The sequence below is a fragment of the Haloparvum alkalitolerans genome (assembly GCF_050122995.1).
GTDB classification, from domain to species: Archaea; Halobacteriota; Halobacteria; order Halobacteriales; family Haloferacaceae; genus Haloparvum; species Haloparvum alkalitolerans.
Window position 1 is genome coordinate 50370 of record NZ_JBNLIA010000002.1, and the last position, 16893, is coordinate 67262.

20 protein-coding genes are annotated in these 16893 nt (G+C 70.8%); 7 read left to right on the forward strand and 13 right to left on the reverse strand.

Features of this window, described 5'->3' with window-relative positions; all coding sequences use genetic code 11:
- Window positions 1-8: 8 nt before the first annotated feature.
- The 7 genes from ACQE3L_RS02125 to ACQE3L_RS02155 form a co-directional block, all read right to left on the reverse strand.
- On the reverse strand, window positions 9-746 hold the full coding sequence (locus ACQE3L_RS02125) for a sensor histidine kinase (RefSeq protein WP_426962149.1): 738 nt from the start codon (window positions 744-746) through the stop codon (window positions 9-11).
- Entirely contained in the window at window positions 743-1468 is a 726-nt protein-coding gene (locus tag ACQE3L_RS02130) for a hypothetical protein (RefSeq protein ID WP_426962150.1), read from the reverse strand. Before ACQE3L_RS02130 ends, ACQE3L_RS02125 begins: the two co-directional genes overlap by 4 nt.
- Window positions 1465-2553: a signal peptidase I gene (locus ACQE3L_RS02135; RefSeq protein WP_426962151.1), complete on the reverse strand. Its 1089-nt coding sequence runs from the start codon at window positions 2551-2553 to the stop codon at window positions 1465-1467. Before ACQE3L_RS02135 ends, ACQE3L_RS02130 begins: the two co-directional genes overlap by 4 nt.
- On the reverse strand, window positions 2550-3614 hold the full coding sequence (locus ACQE3L_RS02140) for a hypothetical protein (RefSeq protein ID WP_426962152.1): 1065 nt from the start codon (window positions 3612-3614) through the stop codon (window positions 2550-2552). The genes ACQE3L_RS02135 and ACQE3L_RS02140 overlap by 4 nt, the downstream gene beginning before the upstream one ends.
- Window positions 3611-4405 (reverse strand): hypothetical protein, encoded by a 795-nt coding sequence (locus tag ACQE3L_RS02145; protein ID WP_426962153.1) that lies wholly within the window; start codon window positions 4403-4405, stop codon window positions 3611-3613. Before ACQE3L_RS02145 ends, ACQE3L_RS02140 begins: the two co-directional genes overlap by 4 nt.
- A gap of 293 nt (window positions 4406-4698) precedes the next feature.
- On the reverse strand, window positions 4699-6024 hold the full coding sequence (locus ACQE3L_RS02150; RefSeq protein WP_426962154.1) for a SipW-dependent-type signal peptide-containing protein: 1326 nt from the start codon (window positions 6022-6024) through the stop codon (window positions 4699-4701).
- 130 nt (window positions 6025-6154) lie between these two features.
- Window positions 6155-7651 carry a vWA domain-containing protein gene (locus tag ACQE3L_RS02155; protein WP_426962155.1) on the reverse strand — a complete coding sequence of 499 codons (1497 nt, stop codon included), beginning with the start codon at window positions 7649-7651 and terminating at the stop codon, window positions 6155-6157.
- 348 nt (window positions 7652-7999) lie between these two features.
- Between ACQE3L_RS02155 and ACQE3L_RS02160 the strand changes: the two genes are divergently transcribed.
- The 3 genes from ACQE3L_RS02160 to ACQE3L_RS02170 all read left to right on the forward strand — a co-directional run bounded on the left by ACQE3L_RS02160 (window position 8000) and on the right by ACQE3L_RS02170 (window position 9778).
- A complete protein-coding gene (locus ACQE3L_RS02160) occupies window positions 8000-8512 on the forward strand; it encodes a DUF7344 domain-containing protein (RefSeq protein ID WP_426962156.1) in 513 nt (170 codons plus the stop codon).
- Between the two features lie 61 nt (window positions 8513-8573).
- Window positions 8574-9044: a hypothetical protein gene (locus ACQE3L_RS02165; protein WP_426962157.1), complete on the forward strand. Its 471-nt coding sequence runs from the start codon at window positions 8574-8576 to the stop codon at window positions 9042-9044.
- A 2-nt stretch (window positions 9045-9046) separates the two neighbouring features.
- Entirely contained in the window at window positions 9047-9778 is a 732-nt protein-coding gene (locus tag ACQE3L_RS02170) for a hypothetical protein (protein ID WP_426962158.1), read from the forward strand.
- On the opposite strand, the gene ACQE3L_RS02175 is transcribed toward ACQE3L_RS02170, so the two are convergent.
- Window positions 9779-10615: a DUF8054 domain-containing protein gene (locus tag ACQE3L_RS02175; RefSeq protein ID WP_484494583.1), complete on the reverse strand. Its 837-nt coding sequence runs from the start codon at window positions 10613-10615 to the stop codon at window positions 9779-9781.
- Window positions 10616-10778: 163 nt separating this feature from the next.
- Here ACQE3L_RS02175 and ACQE3L_RS02180 point away from each other — a divergent pair, with 163 nt between their 5' ends.
- On the forward strand, window positions 10779-11351 hold the full coding sequence (locus ACQE3L_RS02180) for a DUF7344 domain-containing protein (protein WP_426962160.1): 573 nt from the start codon (window positions 10779-10781) through the stop codon (window positions 11349-11351).
- A gap of 113 nt (window positions 11352-11464) precedes the next feature.
- Here ACQE3L_RS02180 and ACQE3L_RS02185 read toward each other — a convergent pair whose 3' ends face one another.
- Window positions 11465-11788, reverse strand: a complete 324-nt coding sequence (locus tag ACQE3L_RS02185; protein ID WP_426962161.1) for an EthD family reductase — start codon at window positions 11786-11788, stop codon at window positions 11465-11467.
- A 65-nt stretch (window positions 11789-11853) separates the two neighbouring features.
- Window positions 11854-12357, reverse strand: a complete 504-nt coding sequence (locus tag ACQE3L_RS02190; protein WP_426962162.1) for a metal-dependent hydrolase — start codon at window positions 12355-12357, stop codon at window positions 11854-11856.
- 146 nt (window positions 12358-12503) lie between these two features.
- Between ACQE3L_RS02190 and ACQE3L_RS02195 the strand changes: the two genes are divergently transcribed.
- Complete coding sequence (locus ACQE3L_RS02195) at window positions 12504-12671, forward strand: HEWD family protein (protein WP_176696639.1); 168 nt, start codon at window positions 12504-12506, stop codon at window positions 12669-12671.
- 16 nt (window positions 12672-12687) lie between these two features.
- Here the strand turns inward: ACQE3L_RS02195 and ACQE3L_RS02200 are convergent, their stop codons facing one another.
- Together ACQE3L_RS02200 and ACQE3L_RS02205 are read right to left on the reverse strand one after the other, a co-directional pair.
- On the reverse strand, window positions 12688-12867 hold the full coding sequence (locus tag ACQE3L_RS02200; RefSeq protein WP_426962163.1) for an FmdB family zinc ribbon protein: 180 nt from the start codon (window positions 12865-12867) through the stop codon (window positions 12688-12690).
- Between the two features lie 130 nt (window positions 12868-12997).
- Window positions 12998-13960, reverse strand: a complete 963-nt coding sequence (locus tag ACQE3L_RS02205) for an NAD-dependent epimerase/dehydratase family protein (protein ID WP_426962164.1) — start codon at window positions 13958-13960, stop codon at window positions 12998-13000.
- A gap of 94 nt (window positions 13961-14054) precedes the next feature.
- Between ACQE3L_RS02205 and ACQE3L_RS02210 the strand changes: the two genes are divergently transcribed.
- Window positions 14055-14600, forward strand: coding sequence for a tRNA (cytidine(56)-2'-O)-methyltransferase (locus ACQE3L_RS02210; protein ID WP_426962165.1), 546 nt, complete (start codon window positions 14055-14057; stop codon window positions 14598-14600).
- Window positions 14601-15098: 498 nt separating this feature from the next.
- On the opposite strand, the gene ACQE3L_RS02215 is transcribed toward ACQE3L_RS02210, so the two are convergent.
- Window positions 15099-15590, reverse strand: coding sequence for a metal-dependent hydrolase (locus ACQE3L_RS02215; protein WP_058365660.1), 492 nt, complete (start codon window positions 15588-15590; stop codon window positions 15099-15101).
- A 140-nt stretch (window positions 15591-15730) separates the two neighbouring features.
- Here ACQE3L_RS02215 and ACQE3L_RS02220 point away from each other — a divergent pair, with 140 nt between their 5' ends.
- The gene (locus ACQE3L_RS02220) at window positions 15731-16831 is read left to right on the forward strand and encodes a pyridoxal phosphate-dependent aminotransferase (protein WP_426962166.1); all 1101 of its coding nucleotides are present in this window, start codon (window positions 15731-15733) and stop codon (window positions 16829-16831) included.
- The last annotated feature ends 62 nt before the right edge of the window (window positions 16832-16893 follow it).

A 16893-nucleotide genomic window follows, 5' to 3' on the forward strand; every position in this document is an offset into this window, starting at 1 on the left:
CGCCTCCGTCACTCCGAAGTCGCGCGTTTTCCGGTCCGGAACTCGAAACAGGCACCGGGGTAGTCGGCGGGACCGTCGCGGACGGTGACCGTCCAGCCGTGAGCGGACGCGACGCGGTCGACGATGTGCAGGCCGAGCCCGGAGGCGCCCCCGCCCGCGCGGGTGCTCACGCCGGGATCGAACACGTCCTCGCGCACGTCCGGGTCGATGCCCGGGCCCGAGTCCGCGACCAGGAACCCCGCCCCGTCCGGGAGCGATCGGACGATGACCGCGTCGCCGCCGTGCTCGAGCGCGTTCCGGAAGAGGTTCTCCAGCGCCGCCGACAGCAGGGCCGGGTCGGCGGCGACCGTGTCGCACTCGATCGTCAGCGTCGGCGCGGTCGCCGTCTCGCCCGCTGCGGCGTCGTGGTGGACGCACTCGAAGGCCGCCTCCGCGACCCGCTCGAGGTCCACGCGCGCCGGCGACTCGACGCGCTCCGCGGCGGCGATGCGCTCGGCGTCGTCGAGAGTTCTCCCCATGCGGTCCAGTGCGGTCCGGAGACAGTCGAGCGCGCGGTCGTCCGTCTCTCGGGCCGCGTTCGGGCCCGTTCGGTCCTCCGCGAGCAGCGCCGCGTTCCCGGTCGCGATCGCGAGCGCGTTGCGGAGCTCGTGGACGATCACGTCGGTCGCCCGCACCTCCGACGGCTCGGCGGCGGGTGTCGGCGACGCGACCTCGTTCTCCCGCGCGGCCGCGGCGTCGTCGGTCACGGCACCGCACCTCCGCGCTCCGACTCACCTGCGAGGGTGTCGAACGCGCCGAGCGGGGTCGACGCGTCGCCGTCGTGGAGCCCCACCGCGGACGCGCTCGTCAGGGACGCCGACGCGTTCCCGTCGCCGGACGCGTTCCCGTCGCCGGATTCACTCTCGTTGGCCGTGGGCGTCCCGCCGTCGGGCGTCATCTGGCTCTCGTTTTCCGGCCGGCTCTCGTTCTCGCTCTCGTTGCCGTCCCCGGTCGCGGTCTCGTTCTGTGCCGTCCCCGTCGACTCGTTGCGCGGGGCGTCCGCGGTTCCGTTCTCCGAGCCCTGCGGCGACTCCGTCGACCCGTTCTCGGGCGGCGTCGTCGACTCGTTGCCCGGCGGCGCGGTCGAACCGTTCGCCGTCCCGTTCCGCGTCCCGTTCCGCGTCTCGTTCCCGGGGTGGGTCGCGGTCTCGTTGCCGTCGGCCCTCGTCTCGTTGCCCGAGGCCGTCCCGTTGCCCGCGGTCGTCTCCGACGCCCCGCCCGAACCGGACTCGTTCGCGCCGGCGGCGAACGCTCCGGCCCCGTTTGCGCCGGCCGGTTCGTCGAACGACCCTGACGAGAACTCCGCGGTCGCGTCGCCGGTGGCCGAGAACAGCGCGACCGTCGCGCCGCCCCCGAACCCGACCGACGTGACGACGACGGCGGCGAGGAGTGCGACCGCGACGCGACGCCGGAGCGACACGCGGCTCATCGGTCGACCTCCTCGGCGCCCGTCGAGTCATGCGGCGGGTCGTCGGCCGAGTCGGTCGCCGAATCGGCCGTCGCGTCCGCGGGTTCGGACTCGTCGCCGCTTGCCGACAGCGGCGTCCCGCCGTCCGACGCCGGCGTGGCTGCCGCGCTCTCGGTCGCCGCGTCCGAGGCCGTCGACTGGTCGACCGCGGGCGTCGCCCGCCGAGCGGTGAGGAGGATCCCCGCGGCGCCCAGCAGCGTCACCGTCGCGGCGAACGCGACGGAGAGCGTGACCGGCGACTGCAGCCGGACGGCGACGTAGACGGCGTACGGCGCCGCGAGCGCGAGCACGGCGGCCGCCCCCTTGATGGTCTCGACGGAGATCTCGCCTCCACTCTCGCCCGCGCTCTCGCTCCCGGTATCGCTCTCGGCGGCCGTCGCGGCGGCCGACTCGCCAGCGCCTGGATCCACAGCGGCGGCCGACGCGCCGGCGGATGAATCGGCGACGGCTGGCTCGGCAGGTTCACCGCTCGACGTTTCGGAGGGGTCGCTGTCGGCTGCGTCGGCCGAGTTCTCGGTGGCGGACGCCGTCTCGTCCGACGACCCGGCACGGATCCGCGGGCCGACGAGCGACCAGATCTCCGTGATCACCAGCAGCCCGAACGGGACCACGACGAGTGCGAGGAACCCGTACGGCGAGTTTCCGAACTGGATGACGTAGCCGAGGTACGGGATCGTCAACACGACGGTGCCGAGGACGTTGCTCGCGGGAACCAACCCCGCGTCGGCGTCCTCGTTGGCGTCGCCCTTCGTCGCGAACGCGCGGTCGCCGTTCCGCTCCTCGACGCCGACCACGCGATGGGTGACCGGGACCTGCTCGTCGCCGCGGCGGAACGTGATCACGTCGCCCTCCGCGATCGCTCCGGGGCCGCGGTCGTCGACGATCACCACGTCGCCGGGCGCGATGGCCGGCGTCATGCTCGCCGTGAGCACGACGTAGCTCTCGTCGGCGCCGATCGTCCAGGGGGCCGCGTAGACGACGAACGGCACGACGACCGCGATCAACAGCAGCAGTGCGGCGACGCTTGCGAGTTTTCTGGTGTTCATGCGGAATCCACCTCACACAGGACCGACCCGTCCGTATCGACCGCCTCGAGGACGGTCACGTCGTGCGTGCCGTCGCCGATCACGAGCCCCGGGCCGAAGGGCTGTGAACAGCTGATGTGGAAGCCGCCGACGACCGCGCCGTCGACGACCACGTCGAAGTCGGGCCCGCCCGAGACCGACGGCGGGTCGTGGAGCACGGCGTCGAACTCGTCGCCATCATCGAGCGTGCCCGAGAAGGCGACGTCGCCGGCGCCGGCGTTACCGTTGCCGCCTCCACCGTTGCCGTTTCCGCCTCCACCGTTCCCACCGCTTCCCCCACCGGACCCGGAGCGAACGATCTCGAGGAGCACGTCGTCCGGCCCCGCGTACGCGAACGTCGCGCTCGCGATGCGCTCGCCCTCGCCGCCGTCCGCGGGCGGACACGTCGCGCAGTCCGGCTCGTCCGGGCAGTCGCCGAGCCCCTCGAAGGGGTTGACGGCCGCGGACTCCGACACGTGGCGACACTGCTCGGCGTACCCCGAGACGGCCAGCTCCGTCGTCTCGTTGGCGGCCGCGGCGGGGGCGTCGGGCGGGAGCGTCCACTCGACGACCAGCGACAGCGGCGTCCCGGGGTCGAGACACGGCGTTCCGTCGCGGTCGTCGAGCCGGACGCCGCCGGCGAGCGCCTCGCGGACCGCGGTCAGCGAACCGGCCGCGAGCGTCGTCCCACCGAGGGAGACGGTCACCTGGAGCGCGTCGCCGAGCGGGTCCGGGCCGGACGGGCAGGTCGTCCGGACCCACAGCCGGCCGGGGTTGGAGGTGATGGTCCACGCGAGCGTGGCCCGTCCCTCGTCGCCGCGGTCGAGGTCGGTGAAGCTGATGACGCCGGGAGGCGCGTCCGCCGCGCAGTCCGCACAGTCGAGTTCGACGGCCAGTTCGAGGTCGCCGCTCGTCAGCAGTCCGCCCGCGCGCTCGCGGTCGGACAGCAGCGCGACGGTCCGCGCACCGCCGACGCCACCGAGTGCGCCGAGCGTCCCCGTCCCGACGATGCCGGCGAGGATCTCGCGGCGACTGAGGCTCATTGCTCTCCCCCCCACGGCTCGACGACGAAGGGGTTCCCCGCGAAGTCACAGCCGACGGCGCCGAACTCCAGCGCGAACTGCGTTCCGGCGCCCTGATACGCGTTGCCGACGTTCTCGTCGAGCGCCCACGAGAAGCCCAGACACAGCCGTTCGCCGGGCTCCAGACAGCGCGCGCTCGCGAGCCCGGGGTCGAGCCTGAGGCCCTCGTCGAACGTGCCGGTCGCGGCCAGGGTCGTCTCCGGCGCTGCGAGCGTGCCGGTGACCACCGGCTCGCCGAAGCCGGACGCGTCGGCGCCGCGACAGCCGCCGACGCCGAACAGCCCGGTGTCGTACCACAGTTCCACGTCGACCGCGCTCGCGAGGGCGCTCTCGCCCGCGAGCGTCCGACGGACCCACACGGTCCCGGGCTCCGAGTCGGCGTCGACGTACAGCCCGACGCTCAACGTGCCCGAGTCGCCCGGCACCACATCCCCGAAGTCGATGACCGGTCCGGCGGGGCCGTCCTCGTCCAGCTCGTTCGCGTAGGCGTCGGTGTCGCCGTGGCTCCACTCATCGGTCCCCGGGGACACGGACCGGAGCGGGTCCTCCTCGCGACCATCGTCGTAGGTGGCGTGCCAGCCGACGCGCAGGGAGGGCCCCTGCGTCGCCGCGTACGTGACGTTGGGGTACGACGGGTCCGTCCCGGACACCCGACGGTTCCCGCGCGCGAACCCGAGCCCGGCCGCCCCGACGACGCTGGCGCTCGCGAGCAGTTGCCGCCGACTGAACCGGAATTCGTCATTTTGTGACACGCCGACCCTCCTCCGAGGCGAACGCGCGCGCTCGGTCCGTGGTCGACCCGCTCGTTTGCGGGGTGAGCGCATATGTATGGGTCGCGTACCGGGTCGCGGCGATCCGGCAGGGTGAGCGAACCGGACGCCCGCGACCCGACTCTCGGCTCGCGGATCCGGGCGGACGTGTGATGGGTGTCATGGCGATCCCTGATGGGAGTCCCACCGACGGAGTCGAACCGTCGTGCGCCGACGTGGGGGGTGGGGGAACGTTCCCCCGGCAGTCCGAGGCAGTCCGAGGCGGTTCGCGGTCCCTACGCGTCGAGCACCTCGACGTACACCGCGGGGTTCTCGTCCGAGGCGGCGGGGTCGTCGTCGAGTCCCTCGAGCGTCACGTCCGCGGTCAGCTCCCAGTCGACGCTGGCGTCGACGTCCTCGACCAGCAGGGAGTTGATCTCGGCGCCGTCGGCCTCGACCGCGTCGGGACCGGTCGGGGCGCTGCCGTTGACGCGAACGTTCGAGACGCTCGCGAGGTGGCTCGCGTCGTCGCCGCGGGCGACGATGGAGACGACGTCGCCGGCCGCGTCGCTGACGGCGTAAGAGACGTCTCCGGTGGAACCGTTCGCGAGTTCGAGCGTCGCCTCGCCGGCGTCGGCGTCGTACGCGACGGTCAGGTCCCCGTCGAAGCTGCTGCCGCCGAAGTCGTAGTCGGCGGTGTCGCTGTTGGCGTTGTCGTCGCCCACGAGCAGTTCGAAGGTGTTGGAGCCGCCGTTGCGCGCCTTGGAGATCCACAGCACGTCGGCGTCGTCGTAGTCCAGCTTGCCGAACCCCTCGACCTCCCGCGAGGTGATGCAGGGGTTCATCGTGCCGTCGTTGTGCCGCGCCTGCTCCGCGTAGAAGGACACGTCGAACGTGACGGAGTCGGTCTGGATCTCGTTGCCGACGTTCGTGGGGATCTCCCACGAGAGGCAGACGCAGGTCTCGTCGTGCTCCTCGCTGCTCTCGACGCCGTCGAAGGGGTCGCGGTCGATGCCCGCGGCGCCGTCGCCGGAGCCGTCGAGCGGCACGCCGTTGTCGAGCGCGGCCATGACGTCCGCGAGCGAGCCCTCGGCGATGAGGTCGCCCTCGATTAGCTCGTCGTCCTCCTCGGTGCAGTAGCGGAGCGTCACCTGCATCGCCTCGGCGAGCTGCCCCGCCTCGGGGATCTCGCCGTACATGTCGTTGAGCGCCGCCGCTTCCGGCTCCGTGGTGCCGTTCTGGCTGTTCTCCGTCAGCTGCCCGCACATCCACATGTACGCGGGGTTGTCGACGATGGAGAAACAGAGGACCCCCTCGCCGGAGTCGCCGGGCTTGACGTCGTCGACCTCGATCTTGAGCGGGTCGCCCTCCGTGTCCTCGCCGACGGTGTTGCCGTTCAGCACCGTGTCGATCGCGTACTGGTTGTAGCTGCCCTGGTCCTCGGAGTAGTCGACGTGAACGAACAGGTCGAGTTCGCCCGCGGTGAGCGTGTTGTCCTCGAAGGCCTCCTCGTCGCTGAAGTACGCCGTCGTTCCGAACCCTGCGCCCGCGGAGGCGACGCCGACCGCGCCGAGGCCGAGGAGCGTCTGCCGCCGCGAAATGCCGATGTTGTCGTCGTTCATGGTGTTCATCCCCGAATGGGGAACCCCACCGGCGGGATCGAACCGCCGGGCCGGCCGTCCCGGAACCCGCCGCCGTGGCGGGTTGCCGGAGTCCGGATGGGAATCGAGCGGCGCCGCCGCTCTCGTGGTCTCACTCTGGCGTCTGGGTGTCGTTCGGCGTCGCGGTCGGCGTCGGAGTGGGCTGCTCGAACGGGTTGCCCGGCTCCTCGTTGTGCCGGCACTGCTCGGCGTGGAACCCCACGTCGAAGGTGACGGAGTCCGACTGCACCTCGTTGCCCACGTCCGGGGGCAGCTCCCACTCGAAGCCGATACACTGCGTGAGTCCGCCCGCGAAACACTCGCGGTCCTCCGTGGACCGGTTGCCGTCGAGGGCGATCCCGCCCTCGTCCTTCGAGAGCGCGGCCATCGCCTCCGCGAGCGACCCCTCGAAGATGACCTGCTCGCCCACGAGCGTCTCCGCGATCTGGCCGAACGCCTGTTCGAGCGCGGCGTCGTCGGTCGCGGTGAAGATGTGGTCGTCGGTCGGGTCGCTGGCCATCGACTCCAGCGTCGACTGCTGGGCGCCCGCGACGCCGATGGCGAAGATCTCCGTGCTCGGATCCGCGTTTCGCGCGGCCTGTGCCGCGCTCGCGGGGTCCTGCCCGCTGGACGGCTGCCCGTCCGTGAACACGACCATGATCCGGTCGTGGCCGTCGGGACAGTTCCCGAGGTCCGCCTGCCCGGTGGAGACGCCGTCGGCCATCGCCGTGCTGCCGTTGGCGGAGAGGCCGCTGATCGCGTTCTGCAGGGCGGCCTCGTCGTCGGTCACGGAGACGAGCGTGTTCGCGCTGTTCGCGAACGTCGTGAGGCCGACGCGGTTGGCGGAGCTGGCGCCGAGTATCGTCGAGACCAGCGTCGACGCGCCGTCCTTCATGTCCTGGAGGCGGTTGCCGGTCCCCATCGACCCGGAGACGTCGAGGACGAGTTCGACACAGATCGGGTCGTCGTCGCCCCCGGCGGGTTCGTAGACGTTGTCGCAGTCCTCGTCGTACCACATCGTCACGTCGATGGCGTCGGCGAGTTCGCCGGCGCCCGCACCGGGGTCGCCGCCGGTCTCGTCGACCGCCGACTCGGGGTCAGTGAGGCCGTTCTCCGCGTTTCCGCTGAGGTCGCCGTACATCCACACCCACGAGGGGTTGTCACAGATGTGGAGACTGATCGTCACCTCGCCGTAGTCGCCCGGCTTCACGTCCTCCAGCGTGAACACCGGGATCGCGTCGCCGTCCACGAGGTTCAGCTCCGGGTTACAGAGGTCGCGTTCCTGGACCTCCTCCGGCCAGCTCCACCCGCCGACGTCCGGCACCTCGCCGAGCAGGTAGACGCCCGGCTCCTCCTCCTGCACGTCGAAGTCGGGGTACCACCCGTCGATCTCCTCGAGCCGACCGGGCCCGCCCGCGTACGTCGCCCTGTAGTCGAGCTTGAGGTCCAGCTCGCCCGCGGTGAGCGTGTTGTTGTCGAACGATTCCTCGTCGCTGAAGTACGCCGTCGTCCCGAGTCCTGCACCCGCGGACGCGACGCCGACCGCGCCGAGCCCGGCGAGGATCCGACGCCGGGAGAGGCCGATGGTGTCGATGTCGTTGTCTGTCATGGTTGGGTCGACGGCCGGGCGAGTCCGGTCGTCGTGTATCCACCCCTCATTCGGCTGCCACCTTATGTACGAGCGAGCTATACACGGCTAAACGGCAGCATAGTGCCGCTAAACCCCAGAATAGCGCCGTTGAATGGGAGCATAAGGGATTCCAACGGCCGAGCAACCGATCGTAACGTCCGATTCGCCGATGGATGGGGTGTGTTACCGTAACCCGATCGGTGTCCCTACCGGATCCATCGGAGGCGGTTGCCAGTCCGTACGAGACGGCAACCGACCCATACCTACGTATGGGGGCTGCGACAGGCCGGCTATGACTCACCCGCGAGTACCCGAGGGGGGATCGACGTGGCGGTCCCGGTGACGCTACCGGAGACGCGGATTCACGCGCTGCTGTCGAACGAGCGACGGCAGGCGACGCTCGACCGGCTCTCGCGCGCGGACGAGGAGATCTCCGTCAGCGACCTGGCGACGTTCGTCGCGGAGCGGGAGTCCGGAACCTCGCCCCCGCCGCGCGACGTGCGCGAGAGCGTCTACTGCTCGCTGGTGCAGACGCACCTGCCGACGCTCGAGGAGTCGGGAGTGGTCGTCCACGACGCGGACGCGCAGACGGTCCGGCTCGCGCCCCACGCCGAGCAGCTCCGGGTGTACCAAGAGGTGGTCACGTCGTTCGGGGTGACGTGGGCGGAGCTGTACCGCGGGGTCGGGATCGTCGGCCTGTGTGCGGTGCTCGGCTCGCTCGTCGGCGCGCCCGGGCTCGCGCGCGTGGACCCGCTGTTGTGGACGAGCCTCGCGCTCGTCGGCTTCGCGGCCGTGAGCGTCTACCACCTCTGGTCGTACCGGTTCTCGCTGCTGGGGTGACGACGGGACCAGACGGGCGACGGGACCAGACTTAACAGGCGAACATGTCTACCGAAGAACAATGACGCGGACTACCACGGAGTTGCTCCGGCAGCACGACGTCGACCCGGTAGTCGTCGAGGCGATCCTCTCCAGATACGGGGCGGATCTGGAGGAGCCGAGCGTCGACAACGTGAGCGATCCCGCCGAACGGGCGTACGCGTTCCTCGATGGCGAGGACGGCAGCCCGATCCGGACCGTCCAGGACCACTATTACCAGTTCGCGACCGCCGACCACATCGAGGGACCGCCGGAGACCGAGTCGGCGTTCGGGGCCGTGCTGGAAGAGCTGGTCGACGAGGGGCTCGTCGCCCGGACGGCCGAGCTGACTCCCCGGTACTCCGTCTCGTTCTACGACCTGCTCGCCGACGTGCGAACCGATTGGACCGCGAGCGGCGTCGACGAGTTCTGTGCGGAGACGGGCGTGAACAAGCGAGAGGTGTACGCGCACATCTTCACCGACCTCCACCTCGACGTCGACCTCACGGAGTGAGAATGCAGGACGACGACGCGCCCGAAGCGAGCGGTGACTCCGCGGCCCGAGGGACCGACGCCCCCGCGGATCTCGACACCGCTCGCGACCTGCGTGAACGCGCCGAAGCCGACCCCAGCGGGATCACGACCGAGGAGATGGGTACGGCCGTCTCCCTCCTCGCGTGCGAGGATCCGGAGGTCCGCGTCACCGCAGCGGAGGTGCTCCAGCACGTGTTCGACCGCCCGGCCCTGTTCGAGCCGTTCGTCCCCGAACTGGTCGAGGCCTCCGCGACGTATCCCGACGAGGTCGAGGGGATCCCGTCGCCGCAACAGTGGATGGCCTCCGACCGGCTCCGAGCGGTCGTGTACGTCGCGGACGCCCTGGCGAGGGTCGCACAGCGCGCGCCCGCGGTCGTCGAACCCCACGCGGATCGACTCGTCGAAGCGGTTCGGTCCGAGGCGAACGCGCCGTCTCACCACGCGTTCACGCTCGGATACGTCGCCGCGCGGTCGCCGGACGCCGTGCCGACCGCGGAGGTCCGGGCGGCGCTCCGCGATCTGCTCGACCGCGGACGCGGAAACGGGTTCCCCTCGTTCGCCGCGCACGCGCTGGGCGAGATCGGCGACCCTGACGACCTCCCCGCAGTACGCGAGGCGCATCCGGGAGCGACCGGCGACGAAGCCCTCGAAGCGGCGTTCGACGACGCGGTCGAGAAGTTGGAGAGCGGGGACGCGACGGACGCGGATCGGTGACTACGCGAGGTCCGTCCCGTCGACCTCGATCTCGAAGAGCCGGTCGTTACAGCCCGCACAGGTCCCGGCGACCACGTCGTAGCTGGCACAGCAGGACGTGACCACGTCGCGGCCGACCGTTATCTCCCCGTGGCAGGTCGGACACCGGTCGAGGAAGATCCGGAACGCGCCCAGCAGGGCGGTCCGGCGGGCGAGCGACTCGTCGGCGTAGCCCGGGATCCGGTCCGCGAAGACCTGGTCCGCGGCCGCGTCCGCGACGAACGCCGAGCGCGACTCCCAGACGGCGATCTTCTCGTGGCCGAACTGCGCGACGTACGCGTCCCCCTCCCACCCGAACCGGAGGTCCTCGGCCGGGATCCCGGCGAGCCGCGAGAGCGTCTCCTCGTCCGAGGGGCCGGCGTTCACCGCGGCCGCCGCGGCCCGCAGGTCGTCGGCCACGTCGGGGGCGATCATCAGGTCCGCTCCCGACGGATCGACGACGAGAAGCCCGGACTCCAACAGGGTGGCCTCCGCGTCCTCCGCCGTCTCCCCGCCTGCACCGTCGTCCATGAACGCGCGCTCTGCGGCCGGCTCCTTGTCGAACAGGGCGAGGACCTGTCGCGGGAGGTAGTTCGCGGTGAGCCAGGGCGTGCCCGGGATCAGGTAGCCGCGGAGCCAGACGGACAGCACGCCGACGATCGCCAGCCCCACGCCCAGCGCGGGCCGCACGCTCCCGAGGACCGCGGCCGCGACGGCGACCACCACGAGGTTCAGGGTCGTACAGGGCACACAGCGGTTGGGTCCCGTGTACTCCCTCCGGCGGATTCGCTCGATCAATACATTGGGAACGTTAGACATCAATCGAACGAGGACGCTTCAGCGGTGTAGTTATGACACGCATACCGGCGGTAAACACGTTATTAACGGGCTTCCCACGGTAGTGATCTATGAGTTGAATATTTCAAATGGTAGCAATATTTATCACCCATGACTCGGATCAGGGGCTTGGTGGTGGGACAACATGAACCTCAGGTCGCCGGAGAGAAAGCCAGACAAAAAGAACGACTCCACGGACCGCTCCGTCGAGCCCGACTCGATGGACACGGTGTTGAAGGTACTGAGTAACCGTCGACGCCGCGAAACGGTACGGTACCTAAAGGAAGTAGACGAGAAGGCGGCCGTCCGCGACATCGCGAGGCAGGTCGCGGCGTGGGAGAACGGCGTGGAGACGGACGAAGTCACGTACGATCAGCGGAAGCGCGTGTACACCTCGCTCCACCAGTCGCATCTGCCGCGGCTGGCGCGGGAGGGGTTCATCGACTACGACCGGAACCGGGGGACGGTTTCGCTCACCTCTGATGCGGACGATCTGCAGATCTATCTCGAGGTGGTGACGGGGAAGGACCTCCTGTGGAGCGAGTACTATCTCGGGCTCGCCGTGGTGGCGTTTCTCCTGGTGGGTGCGGCCGCGATCGGGACGCCGCCGTTCGCCGCCCTCTCCGGGACCGTGTACGGCCTCCTGACCGCCGCGGTGCTCGGCGTCTCAGCGATAGTGCACCTGCTGTCGACGCGGAACAACGCGCTCAGTGGGTAGTTCGCGGTCCTTACCGTGTCCCGGCCGGCGTCACGGTCGCCGCGGTCGCCACGGTCGCCGCGGGCGTCACGGTCGCCGCGGGCGCCCGGTCCCTCCCTATGGCGGAACGCCCGCTATGCCGTCTCGTCCAGCTGGACGGTCTCCTCGACGATCATGCGCGGCCCCTCTCCGACCTGCAGGAAGCTCTCCGCGTCGGCCATCGTCCGCTGGCCGGCCTCCGAGTCGAACGCCTCCGACAGCGCGTCCGTGTCCTCGAAGTACAGCTCCAACACGCCGTCGTACTCGGACTGTTCGGGGTCGGCCGGCAGCGACGTGACGTAGCGTTTCAGCCCCGGCATCTCCTTCGCGATCGGGCTGTGGTCGTGGAGCCAGTAGTCCGCGAACTCGGCGTGGGACAGTTCCTCCTTGCGGACGACGAACTCGACGAGCTTGATCATGGTCGACGATGAGCGACTCGGCGTTTATCGTTTTCGGAGCGGGACGCTCGCGAGGGGGTCGCGGCTTACCCGACCGCGCCGGCGACGGCGCTCCCGCCGGCCGCGGCGGCCGCGGTCAGCAGGACGCCGAGCGCCAGCAGCCCGTAGTTCGCGATCGGGTTCGCTGCGCGTGCCGCCTCCAGCGAGTAGCGGTCGTCGCGCAGCGGCGCGAACGGCCGGATCCCCATCGGCGTCATGGCGTCCGCGAGCAGGTGGGAGCCGATCGCGACCGCGCCGGCCAGCGCCGCGAACGCGCCGACTCCGACCGCGGCGAGCGCGCCCGAGCCGGCCCCGAGCGCCCCACCGCCGAGGGCGCAGGCGGCGGCGACCGCGGCCGCGAACCAGACGGTGTGGGTCGGCCCGCGGTGGGGGAGGAACGGCACCCGGAGGTCGAGGTCGGGGACCGTCGCACCCCCGACCGCGACGACCCCGCCCGCGACCGCGAGCTCCGCGAAGCCGGCCGCGAGCGCGAGGAAGCCGACCGGGGCGTACAGACACAGCGCGGCGCCGTAGTGACCGGTTCGGTGCATGGCGTGGTGGAACGGAGTTTTCGGGCGGCGAGGATAGGTCTTCGGCTCGGCCACCGGAGGCCCGCCCCGCTCGCAGGCCCCGCTCGCGGGCGGCGCCGCTCGCCGACGGAGTCACGCTTTTGGTGATCGACCACCCTCGTTCGGGTATGCACACGACGCTCCGGACGCCCACCGAACGGACGTGCGAGAACTGCGGCCGGACGGAGACGTGGAGCGAGGACGCCGAGACGTGGCTCGTCGCGGACGACCCCGGGAACGTCTACTGCGTCCACGAGTGGGACATCAACGGCCAGTTCGCCCCGTTCGGGGAGTGACCGCGCCGCGGCGCGGTCAGTCGACGGCGCGGACCGCCGCCGAACCGCAGTCCGGACAGGTCACACGGACCATCCGGCTACGGGGCTTCGAGAACTCGGTTTCACAGCCCGCACACCGATAGTCGAACGTGGCGTCCTCGTCATCGCCCGATTCGGACTCCGAGAGCGTCCGCTTGAGGGTCGTCACGAGGCCCATAATTACGGGCTGTTCTTGATGAGGAAAGCTTGTGAAAGCTGCGCCGAGTTGTCCCGAGCGCCCGCGTGCAAACTGGACGCAGAACCGCGTCTTTCGTCAGAATCCGGTTCTCGGGTGGGGCGCCGCCGGATCAAACCCGGTCGGGATGAAGGTCGTCGCGCCGGTCCACGCGCGCGACGAGTTCGCGGGCGGCCCTGCGGACCGCCTCGTCCGAGGAGCCCGGCGGCTCGAAGCCGAGCGCGGCGAGCTTCTCGACGGAGAGGCGCATCTTCGGCACGTCGCCGGTCCAGCCGCGGTCGCCGCCGGTGTACTCGTAGTCGGGGTCGAGCCCCATCTCGTCGGCGACGATGTCGGCGATGCGTGTGACCGAGGTGGTCGTCCGCGAGCCGAGGTTGTAGGTGTTCACGGCGTCGTCCGCGCGTTCCACGACGTGGCGCATGGCCGCGACGCAGTCCTCGACGTGCATGTAGGACTTCTCCTGGCGCCCGTTCCCGAGGATGGTGAGCGTCTCGGGGTCGTCGGCCAACTTCTCCACGAAGTCCGGGACGACGCCCGCGCCGAAGCGCGGCCCGACGACGTTCGCGAACCGGAAGTTCCACACGCGGAAGCCGTGCGAGTGCGCGTACACCGACAGCAGCGCCTCCTCCGAGAGCTTGGCGGCGCCGTAGACGCTGATCGGCTCCAGCGGCGCGTAGTCCTCGGGCGTGGGGCGCGGGGCCTCGCCGTACACCGTCGAGGAGGAGGTGAACGCGATGCGGTCGACGCCGACCTCGTCCATGCGCTCGAGGACGTTCATCGTCAACTCGCCGTTCGCCTCGAACTGCCCGCGGGTGTCCTCGGCGTTGACGTACTTGTTCGCGGCCGCGAGGTGGAAGACGATGTCGAGCTCCTCGGTGATCACCTCGGCCACGTCCGCGGGGTCCAGCAGGTCGGCCTGCCGGAACTCGACGCCCTCGGGGACCGTCTCGCGGAGGCCGTTCGAGAGGTCGTCCGCGACGACCACGTCGTTGTCCGGCGCGAGCTGTCGGGCCAGCTCAGACCCGACGAGTCCCGCGCCGCCGGTGACGAGCACGCGCGCGTCCTGAAGCTCCATGTCGCGCGCTTTCCCGGCGGCGGGGAAGGGCGTTCCGGTCGCGGGCGGTCGCCGCATCGAAACCCCCTAACCGGCCGCGTCCGTCCGTCGGGACATGCACGAGGAACCCGAGGTCGCCGTGCTCCGCTTCGGCCACCGGCCGGGCCGCGACGACCGCATGACGACCCACGTCGGCCTGACGGCGCGCGCGCTCGGCGCCGACCGCGTGCTCCTCCCGGACAACGCCGGCCAGTCCGCGGAGACGATCCGCGACATCACCGACCGCTTCGGTGGCCCCTTCGAGGTCGAGCTCCGCGAGGACCAGACGGCCGTCGTCCGCGACTGGGAGGGGACCGTCGTCCACCTCACGATGTACGGCGAGCGCGTGCAGGACGTGGAGTCCGAGGTGCGCGACGCGCACGCCGACGAGCCCCTCCTGATCGTCGTGGGCGGCGAGAAGGTGCCGTGGGAGCTCTACGAGCGCGCCGAGTTCAACGTCGGCGTGACGAACCAGCCCCACTCCGAGGTCGCCGGCCTCGCGGTGTTTCTGGACCGCCTGTTCGACGGCCGCGAACTCGACCGCGAGTGGACCGACGCCGACCGCCGCGTGCTGCCGCAGGCGACCGGCAAGAAGGTCGTCGACGCGGACGACGAGGCGTGAGGACGGGAGCCGGGTTGCCGATCCGGTTCCGGTGGAGATCCTGCTGATCGGGGCGGCGACACTCGGAAAGTCCCACCCGGCTCTCTGTACGGTGCATTTTCTGTGTCTGTTACTGATCCTGCTGATCGGGACGGCGACACTCGGAAAGCCCCAGCCGGCTCGACCCGCCGGGCCTCGCTGTGCGCTCGCGTCTCTCAGCACAGCCCGACGCGAGTGCTTGCGTCGTCCGGGCGGGACCGAGCCGACTGCCCCTTTCGGTCCCACCCACCGCAACCGCACCGCAGCCTCGCACCTCCCCAACCTCGGCCGCGGGCCGGCCGCGAAACCGCAACACACCGCAGGCGGCCGGCCCGCGGCCTCCCTCGCGCGCGTTTCTCGCGCGCGCCGACAGCACAGCACAGCACCGCGACCGCACCGCCCCGCGTCCGAATCAGCACCGCATTCGCCCCGAACCCCGACCGACGAGATGGGGGGTGCGCGCGGGGACTGGCCGGGGCCTCAGACCCCGATCGCCTGCGAGGCGGCCGACAGGTCCACGTCGAGGTCCACGACGTAGGTGTGAACCGCCCAGAAGGCCGCGATCTCCAGGCCGGTAATGATCACGGTCACCAAGTCCGCGTACTTACTGGAGGTGGTCACGCCGACCGGGATCCCGAACTCCTCGCCCCAGAAGGGGTGAAACAGTGCGATACCGCGCTTGCTTCCCACCACGTCGAGCAGGTAGTGGGTGAGGACGCCGATCCAGACGAAGTGGAGGTTGTCGAAGACGACCGGGTACGCCATCACGACCGCGAGCACCGGCAGGCTGTGCAGCGTCTTCCGGTGCTTGCCGAACGCGGTGTCCACGTCCGGGAACAGCGCGCCGAGGACGATCGGCACCGTGATCTGCCCGATCTTCTCGGCCGTCGCGACGTCGACCGCCGGCTCGAGGACGAACCCGAGCCCGATCGCCAGAAGCAGCGCGTTCAGGACGTGGCCGCGTTTGTTCATGGCGCGTTCTCTTCCCGGGACCGACTCAAGCGTTTCCCTCGACGGCGACGCGGGCGCGAGGCTCCCGGTCTACGCCCGCGGTCGGCCGGGAGCCGTGCCGCGGACGAAAGAGCCACGGGGGCCGCCGCCGAGGACCGCACATGGAGTACGAGGAGCCGCAGTTCTTCCACGTGATGCAGTACGCGGCCCGCGCGGACGGCGACGTCATCGACATGGTGAGCGGGAACCCCGACTGGGAGCCGCCCGGCGCCCTGCGGACCGCCCTCTCCGAGTACGCGGAGCTCTCGCCGGACGCGTTCCAGTACCCGCCGAGCGACGGCCTCCGGGAGCTCCGGATCGCGGTCGCGGAGCGGCGCGGCGTCGACCCGGAGCAGGTCGTGATCACCGTCGGCACCGGCGAGGCGAACTACCTCGCGATGGCCCGCGCGCTCGACCGCGACGCCGGCGACGAGGCGCTCCTGCTGGACCCCGTCTACCCCTACTACCCGGGGAAGGTGGAGATGCTCGGCGGGACCCAGCGGCTCGTCCCCACCGCGCGCGACGGCGGCCTCGACCTCGCGGCCGTCCGCGAGGCGATGAGCGACGAGACCGCGCTCGTGATGTGCAACACGCCCAACAATCCGACCGGTGCGGTCTACGACCCCGAGGCCGTCGCCGAGGTGGTCCGCCTCGCCGAGGCCCACGACGCGCTCGTCGTCGTCGACGAGGTGTACGAGGCGTTCGACCACACGGGCTCCTTCGAGAGCGCGCTCCGGATCGACTCGCCGAACCGGATCGTCACCGGCGGCTTCTCGAAGTCGATGGCGATCACGGGGTTCCGCGTCGGCTACGCGATCCTCCCCGAAGAGCACGTCGAGGCCGCCCGCACGCGCCACATGCTCGTCAACGTGACCGGCCCGCGCCCCTCCCAGTACGCCGTCCTCCACGCGCTCCGCGAGACGCCCCCGAGCTACTACGCGGAGGCCCGCGGCATGCTCGAGGAACGCATCGACGCGTTCACCGCCGCGCTCGATGAGGCCGGCGCGGAGTACACGACGCCGGAAGGCGGCTTCTACGTCCTCGCGCGCTTCGACGGCTTCCCCGGCACGATGGCGAACGTCAAGCGACTCGTCGACGAGGCCGGCGTCGCGGGCATGCCCGGCGAGACGTTCGGCACCGCCCGCGAGGAGTGGGTCCGGTTCGCGCTGGTCACCCCTCGGGCCGTCGAGGCGGCCGAGCGGTTGGCTGACTACTTCTCGTAGCGCTCGCGGGGCCCGCGGATCGGGATCGAAGCCCGGGCTCGCTCCCCGACCGAGCCAGCGAC

Excerpts from the sequence above, each read along its gene's own strand:
- ACQE3L_RS02215 (WP_058365660.1), bottom strand. The coding sequence starts at position 15,590 with ATGAACAAACGCGGCCACGTCCTGAACGCGCTGCTTCTGGCGATCGGG.
- ACQE3L_RS02220 (WP_426962166.1), top strand. The coding sequence starts at position 15,731 with ATGGAGTACGAGGAGCCGCAGTTCTTCCACGTGATGCAGTACGCGGCC.
- ACQE3L_RS02210 (WP_426962165.1), top strand. The coding sequence starts at position 14,055 with ATGCACGAGGAACCCGAGGTCGCCGTGCTCCGCTTCGGCCACCGGCCG.
- ACQE3L_RS02185 (WP_426962161.1), bottom strand. The coding sequence starts at position 11,788 with ATGATCAAGCTCGTCGAGTTCGTCGTCCGCAAGGAGGAACTGTCCCAC.
- ACQE3L_RS02155 (WP_426962155.1), bottom strand. The coding sequence starts at position 7,651 with ATGACAGACAACGACATCGACACCATCGGCCTCTCCCGGCGTCGGATC.
- ACQE3L_RS02140 (WP_426962152.1), bottom strand. The coding sequence starts at position 3,614 with ATGAGCCTCAGTCGCCGCGAGATCCTCGCCGGCATCGTCGGGACGGGG.
- ACQE3L_RS02170 (WP_426962158.1), top strand. The coding sequence starts at position 9,047 with ATGCAGGACGACGACGCGCCCGAAGCGAGCGGTGACTCCGCGGCCCGA.
- ACQE3L_RS02135 (WP_426962151.1), bottom strand. The coding sequence starts at position 2,553 with ATGAACACCAGAAAACTCGCAAGCGTCGCCGCACTGCTGCTGTTGATC.
- ACQE3L_RS02205 (WP_426962164.1), bottom strand. The coding sequence starts at position 13,960 with ATGGAGCTTCAGGACGCGCGCGTGCTCGTCACCGGCGGCGCGGGACTC.
- ACQE3L_RS02180 (WP_426962160.1), top strand. The coding sequence starts at position 10,779 with ATGAACCTCAGGTCGCCGGAGAGAAAGCCAGACAAAAAGAACGACTCC.
- ACQE3L_RS02150 (WP_426962154.1), bottom strand. The coding sequence starts at position 6,024 with ATGAACGACGACAACATCGGCATTTCGCGGCGGCAGACGCTCCTCGGC.
- ACQE3L_RS02130 (WP_426962150.1), bottom strand. The coding sequence starts at position 1,468 with ATGAGCCGCGTGTCGCTCCGGCGTCGCGTCGCGGTCGCACTCCTCGCC.
- ACQE3L_RS02195 (WP_176696639.1), top strand. The coding sequence starts at position 12,504 with ATGCACACGACGCTCCGGACGCCCACCGAACGGACGTGCGAGAACTGC.
- ACQE3L_RS02175 (WP_484494583.1), bottom strand. The coding sequence starts at position 10,615 with ATGTCTAACGTTCCCAATGTATTGATCGAGCGAATCCGCCGGAGGGAG.
- ACQE3L_RS02190 (WP_426962162.1), bottom strand. The coding sequence starts at position 12,357 with ATGCACCGAACCGGTCACTACGGCGCCGCGCTGTGTCTGTACGCCCCG.
- ACQE3L_RS02200 (WP_426962163.1), bottom strand. The coding sequence starts at position 12,867 with ATGGGCCTCGTGACGACCCTCAAGCGGACGCTCTCGGAGTCCGAATCG.
- ACQE3L_RS02165 (WP_426962157.1), top strand. The coding sequence starts at position 8,574 with ATGACGCGGACTACCACGGAGTTGCTCCGGCAGCACGACGTCGACCCG.